At 74.8% G+C, this 6,119-nt stretch carries 4 protein-coding genes; all 4 read right to left on the bottom strand.

The genetic code is table 11. The annotated features are described in order from the left end of the window. Positions 1–111: 111 nt before the first annotated feature. Positions 112–972, bottom strand: a complete 861-nt coding sequence (locus FOE67_RS13585; protein ID WP_438874215.1) for a serine protease — start codon at positions 970–972, stop codon at positions 112–114. Positions 973–1,329: 357 nt separating this feature from the next. After that, positions 1,330–2,901 carry an RNA polymerase sigma factor gene (locus FOE67_RS13580; RefSeq protein WP_182664001.1) on the bottom strand — a complete coding sequence of 524 codons (1,572 nt, stop codon included), beginning with the start codon at positions 2,899–2,901 and terminating at the stop codon, positions 1,330–1,332. 436 nt (positions 2,902–3,337) lie between these two features. Beyond that, positions 3,338–4,297 (bottom strand): FadR/GntR family transcriptional regulator, encoded by a 960-nt coding sequence (locus FOE67_RS13575; protein WP_323384891.1) that lies wholly within the window; start codon positions 4,295–4,297, stop codon positions 3,338–3,340. A gap of 41 nt (positions 4,298–4,338) precedes the next feature. After that, the coding region (locus FOE67_RS13570; RefSeq protein WP_182663998.1) for a DUF8746 domain-containing protein at positions 4,339–6,119 on the bottom strand (1,781 nt) is incomplete at its 5' end.

Here is a 6,119-nt window from a genome sequence, read left to right as displayed (position 1 = left end):
CCCACCCTCCCCTCCGGCCCGGTGCCCCTCCCGGGAGGGGCACCGGGCCGGAGGGGAGGGTCGCCCGGTCACGGCACGGGCGGACGCCGCGCGCCGGACCCCCGGCCGGAGCTACAGACCGAGCCGCTGCGCCACCATCGCGCCGGAGGTGTAGACGCCGGGCTTCCCCGGCAGTCCGCAACCCACCCCCCAGGACACGAGTCCGACCAACCGGCCATCGGCCACCAGCGGCCCCCCGCTGTCCCCCTGACAGGCGTCGGCCCCACCGGCGGGGAGACCGGCACAGACCATCTCCCCCCGCACGAAGCGGCCCTCCGGACCCCCCGGATAGGCCGTCGCGCACTCCGCGTCGGAGACCATCCGGACGTCCGCCGCCAACAACACCGGGGAGTGGCTCCCGTCGCCCCGGGTGTCCCCCCAGCCCAGCACCCGGGCCGGGGTGCCCGCCGCGTACGCCGGATCCCCCGCCCGGGCCACGGGCAGCGTCCGGGCCGCAGGCAGCGCCTCCGCCAGTTCCAGGACCGCGAGGTCCCCGATGTTGGTCCACGGGTTGTAGCGGGGGTCGACCCGGATGGCGGCCACGGCCACCTCGCGCCCGTCCCCGGCGCGGCGCAGATCGTCGCGCCCGACGATCACCCGCAGGTCCGGCAGGCGCTCGGGACGGACGCCCAGGAGGCGGGGGTCCAGGCAGTGGGCGGCGGTGACCACCGTGGTCGGTCCGACCAGCGCGCCCCCGCAGAACTGGCCGGAGCGGGCCTCCCCGAAGCGGGCCCGGCTGGCCAGGGCGACCACCCACGGCGCGTCGCCGGTCCGGGCCGGCAGGCCGCCCACCACGACGTCGCGGGCCGCCGCGGGCGTCCCCGTGCCCCCACCGGGCAGCGCGGAGGCCAGGGGCGCGCACAGCCCCAGCACCACACCGACCAGGGCGGCCCGCCGCACCCTCCGGAAGGAGCGGACCGGGGGGCCGGGCACCTCGCCGGGCCGGGAAACGGCCCTCCGAGGGGAGAGCGGACGCCGGGTGAATGCGCGCATGGGACCTGCCGTTCCTGCGAGGGGGTCCCGGCGGACGCGCTTCCGGCGCCCGCCGGTCGTCTGGCCTCCCCACCATGCCCGGAACACCCACCCGACGCACTCGAACGACCACCCGGAGTCACCGATCGAGTGGTTCACCCACCTCCCCGGGGCCGCGCCTCCCGGCGTGGCGTTCGACTCGCGGTCGCGCGTGCGAAACCCGCGGCGGCCACGCACGCGTCGGGGCCCGGTCGTCGCCGACCGGGCCCCGGAAAGCGGAACGGCCCCTCCACCGGGGCCGCCGCGGATCGTTTCCGATCAGTCCAGGTAGTCGCGCAGGACCTGCGAGCGCGAGGGGTGCCGCAACTTGGACATCGTCTTCGACTCGATCTGACGGATGCGCTCGCGGGTCACCCCGTAGACCTTGCCGATCTCGTCCAGGGTCTTGGGCTGGCCGTCCGTCAGGCCGAAGCGCATCGAGACCACGCCGGCCTCGCGCTCGCTGAGGGTGTCCAGCACCGAGTGCAACTGCTCCTGCAGGAGCGTGAAGCTGACCGCGTCGGCGGGCACCACGGCCTCGGAGTCCTCGATCAGGTCACCGAACTCGCTGTCGCCGTCCTCGCCCAGCGGGGTGTGCAGGGAGATCGGCTCGCGACCGTACTTCTGGACCTCGACCACCTTCTCGGGGGTCATGTCCAGTTCCTTGGCCAGCTCCTCCGGGGTGGGCTCGCGCCCGAGGTCCTGGAGCATCTGACGCTGCACCCGGGCGAGCTTGTTGATGACCTCGACCATGTGCACCGGGATGCGGATGGTGCGCGCCTGGTCGGCCATGGCGCGGGTGATCGCCTGCCGGATCCACCAGGTGGCGTAGGTCGAGAACTTGTAGCCCTTGGTGTAGTCGAACTTCTCCACGGCGCGGATCAGGCCGAGGTTGCCCTCCTGGATGAGGTCCAGGAAGAGCATGCCGCGACCGGTGTACCGCTTGGCCAGCGACACCACCAGGCGGAGGTTGGCCTCCAGCAGGTGGTTCTTGGCCCGACGGCCGTCCTCCGCGATGATCTCCAGCTCGCGCTTGAGCTTGGGGGCGATCTTGTCCGCGCCGGCGAGCTTGTCCTCGGCGAAGAGACCGGCCTCGATCCGCTTGGCCAGCTCCACCTCCTGCTCGGCGTTGAGCAGCGGAACCTTGCCGATCTGCTTGAGGTAGTCCTTCACCGGGTCGGCGGTGGCACCGGCGGCGGCGACCTGCTGGGCGGGGGCGTCGTCCTCGTCCTCGTCCGACAGGACGAAGCCCTCGTTCTCCGGCTTGCCGGTGCCCTCGGCGGGGCCGTCCGCACGCCCCTCGGCCGCGGCGGCGAGCTCCTCGGTCGGCTCCTCCTCGACGAGCAGTTCGTCGGCCACGTTCTTGCCGGCCGCCGTGCCCTTGGTGCCGGCCGTCTTCTTCGCCGCGCGCTTGGCGGGGGCGGTCTTCTTCGCCGCCTTCTTCGCCGGGGCGGCCTTCTTCGCCGCCTTCTTCGCCGGGGCCTTCGCCGCGGCGGGCGCCTCGGCCGCCTCGGCGGCGGCCGGCTCCGCGGCCGGGGCGGTCTTCGCGGGAACGGTGCGCGTGGCCGTGCGCTTGGCCGACGCCTTGGCCGCGACGCTCTTGCGGGTGCGTTTGGGGGTCTCGGCGGCACTCACCATCAGCGTCACGCCTTCCTCGTCGAGGATTTGGTTGAGGCTGCGCAGCACGTTCTTCCACTGAGTGGGGGGGATTCGGTCCGCCTCGAAGGCCCGGCGCACGTCGTCGCCGGCGATCTGCCCTTCAGCCTTTCCCCGTTCGATGAGCGCCATCACAGAATCGGATTCGGCGATCTCTGCAGGGAGCGTACGGGGGGTGCTGGCCGACACGAACAACCTCTCGGAACTCTGGGAACGGCTTGGGGACCGCCCGTTGGGGGTCCCCGACCGGTGGCGGGATCGACCACCGGTGGCGACGAACGACGATCGACCCGTGCGTTGAGTCCCGCGGGGCCCGGGGATCGATCCCCGCCGTCACCTCTTGAGTCATCGCGCTGCGCCCCGAAGCGTTACGCACACCTTCGCGTGGTCCGAGTCACACCGCCCCTCCGACTGTAACCGGCCGGCGGCCGAAGGCGCGGCGCCGATCGCGCACGCCGTGCCGGGAACACCGGATCCTCACCGGTGTCACGCGTTCACGTATGCCCGTTCACAGCGCGGTCAATCGGGACGGGCGCCCGTCGATCGGCGGGGTCGACGGGCGGAAACCGCGGTGGACGGGCGCCGGCCGGGACGGGTCCGGACGGACCGGGGACGGGCCCGCCCCGACGGTTCAGTGCTCGCGGGGAGCGGGCACCACCGTGTCGGGCCCGGGAGCCGTCTCCTCGCCGCTCCGGGGGTCGAGCAGCGCCCGGGCCGCGGCCTCGGCCGCGTCCGGCTCGCCCGCCGAGATCGCCTCCAGAATGCCCCGGTGGTGGCCCAGGCACGCCTCCCCCGGCTGTCGACAGGGGCCGTCGGTGCCACCGGAGACCTGGAGCGCGGCGGCGACGATGCCGGCGAGGTGCTCGAGCATCCGGTTGTCCGCGGCCCGCAGCAGGAGGGCGTGGAACTCCGCGTCGGCACGGGAGAAGGTCAGGCCGTCCCCCTGCTCGAGGGCGTGGCGCAGGATGTCCACCATGTCGGAGAGACGGGCGCGCACCTCCTCGTCACAGCGCTCGGCGGCGAGTCGGGCGGCCACCGGCTCGATGCCGGCGCGGAGCTCCCACAGCTCACGACGCTGGTCGTCGCGCTGGGGGCCGAAGGCGCGCCACTCGATGATGTCGGGATCCAGGAGGTTCCAGTCGGTGACCGAGCGCACCCGGGTGCCCACGTTGGGGCGGGCGCTGACCAGGCCCTTGGCCTCCAGCACGCGCAGGGATTCGCGCACCACGGTGCGGGAGACCTCGAAACGCTGACCGATCTCCTCGGGCACCAGGGGGCGATCCGCCCCGAGGTCACCGGAGACGATCATCTGACCCAACTGCTGGACGAGCTGACCGTGCAGGCCGCGGCCGCGACTGCCCGCGGCGCGACGGGGGGGCCGGCCCATCTCGTTCTCACCCCCACCCCAGGCGGGGGCACCGGTGGTGGTCGTGGCGCCCCGGGCGGTGGTGGAGTCGGGGTATCCGAATCGATCGGTCTCCCCCGAAGCGGCTGCGGACCGGGCGGCGGACATCATGGAGTGCGCAAGGGTAGTCACGCATCCTTTGTCGGCGGGCCCGGCCGCCCGCTTGAGGTCTTTGCTGAAAAGCACACGAAAGGGTGATCGTCGGCCTGCCCATAATTGACGAATTATCACCTCAAACCAGACATTTCTTCCGGGGGCGCGTGCGCGGAACTTTCCGCCCCCTGGCCCACGGTTTCCGCGCCGGGCGTCCACCCGCGCGGCGCGCCCCCCACCGGGACATGTCCGGGGGAACGCCCGGCGCCGCTGATGCCCCCGGCCCCCTCACCCTCCTTGCCCATCTCGGCCCTCTCGCCCCTCTCGCCCCTCTCGCCCGGCTCGGCCCACGGCGTTTCCCCGCTCCCGCGCCGCCCCCCGGGGTCTCCCCCCGGATCCCGGTGGTCCCCGTACGCCCGGGGAACGGTGACGCGCCCTCCGTGCGCAACCGGCCCGGGAGCCTCCCACCGACGCCGGCGCACCGACGTCCCCACCCGTCGCAGGAGCAGCAGTGACACGGGGAGGAGGAGCACGGACACCGGCCACCATCCGACCGACCCCGCACCGGGCACCCGGGCGAGGATCTCCGCGAAGGCGGGGAACCAGGCGGCCGGGGTACCCGGCAGGTCCGCCCCGGAGAACGGGAGCGCGACCACCAGATCGGCGATCCGCTCCGTTCGGGGAACGTCCGCCCCGGAGGCGGAGGACACCGCCGTGATCCGGGGGGCGAGGGCCGCCACCGCCGGTGGGAGGAGAAGCACCCCCGAGATCCCCACCACCCCGGAGCGGAACACCGCGGCGAGGACCGGGCCGAGCACGGCGCAGCCGACCGCCGGCCCGGCGCCCTCCACCACGGCCCGCAGCGCCGGCACGAAGGCCTCCGCCGCGGCGGCGGTCACCCCGTCCACGGTGCCGGCGAGCAGCGGGAACACCACGGCCCCCGGGAGCGCCGCCGAGGCGGACATCGCCAGGGCCACGGCCGTGGACACCACGATGGTGGCCGAGAGGGGGGCGCACCGGCGCACCCCGCCCACCCGGGGCAACAGGCCGGGCCGGCGCAGTTCCTGACCGACCGCCGCCGCACCCAACGCCCCGGCCACCAGCGCGGAGACCGGCACCGGGAGCATCGGTGCCCACCCCAACAGCACCCGCGGATGCGTCGTCGCCCCCTCGTGGCCCCCGTGCGCGAGGATCCCGGCGAGCACCAGGGTGAGGAGCACCCCCGCGAGCGCGACCGTCGTCATCGCCCGTGAACCGCACCAGCGCAGCACCTCGTACCGCAACGGACGGGCGGGGGCCGCCGGCAGCGGGGCGCGCCGGGCCGCCCCACGCCCCCGCGCACCGCGCGGCTCGGGGACCCCCCGCTCGGGGCGATCCCGATCGGAGCGGGGGGCGGCCCGGCCGTCCGCCCGACCGGCGGGAGCGGGTCCCCGCCGGTCCCCCGTGGTGCCGATCTCCCGGGTCAGTTCGTGCAGGACCAGACGGTGACGGTGGGCGATCTCGCCGACCTCGGCACAACCGGCCCCGTAGACCGACAGCCGGCCCCCGGACTCCAGCACCACCTCGGGGACGGCCTGCACGGCCGGGGAGGCGCCTCCGGTCGATGGTCCGGGGCCGGCGGCGGGCGCCGACGAACCGGCGGCCGCCACGCCGACCGCGAGCGGTGCCGGGGCCCCCGTCGACGACGGGACGGGCACGCCGGAGGCACGGAACTCGCGGCGCAGCAGGGCCGCCAACCGTTCGGCGTGCGGGGTGCGGACCGCCACCCGGGGGCGCAATCGGGTGCGGGCGAAGTCCTCCACCGTCTGATCGGCGACCAGTCTCCCGTTCGCCACGGAGATCACCCGGTCGGCGATCCGCACCGCCTCCATCGGGTCGCGCGAGGTCACCAGGGCGGTGCCCCCCGCCCCCGCCC

This window comes from Streptomyces calidiresistens (genome assembly GCF_014141525.1).
Lineage (GTDB): Bacteria > Actinomycetota > Actinomycetes > Streptomycetales > Streptomycetaceae > Streptomyces > Streptomyces calidiresistens.
The sequence above is the reverse complement of the archived record's forward strand: the minus strand, read 5'-3'. Positions and strand labels throughout refer to the sequence as shown.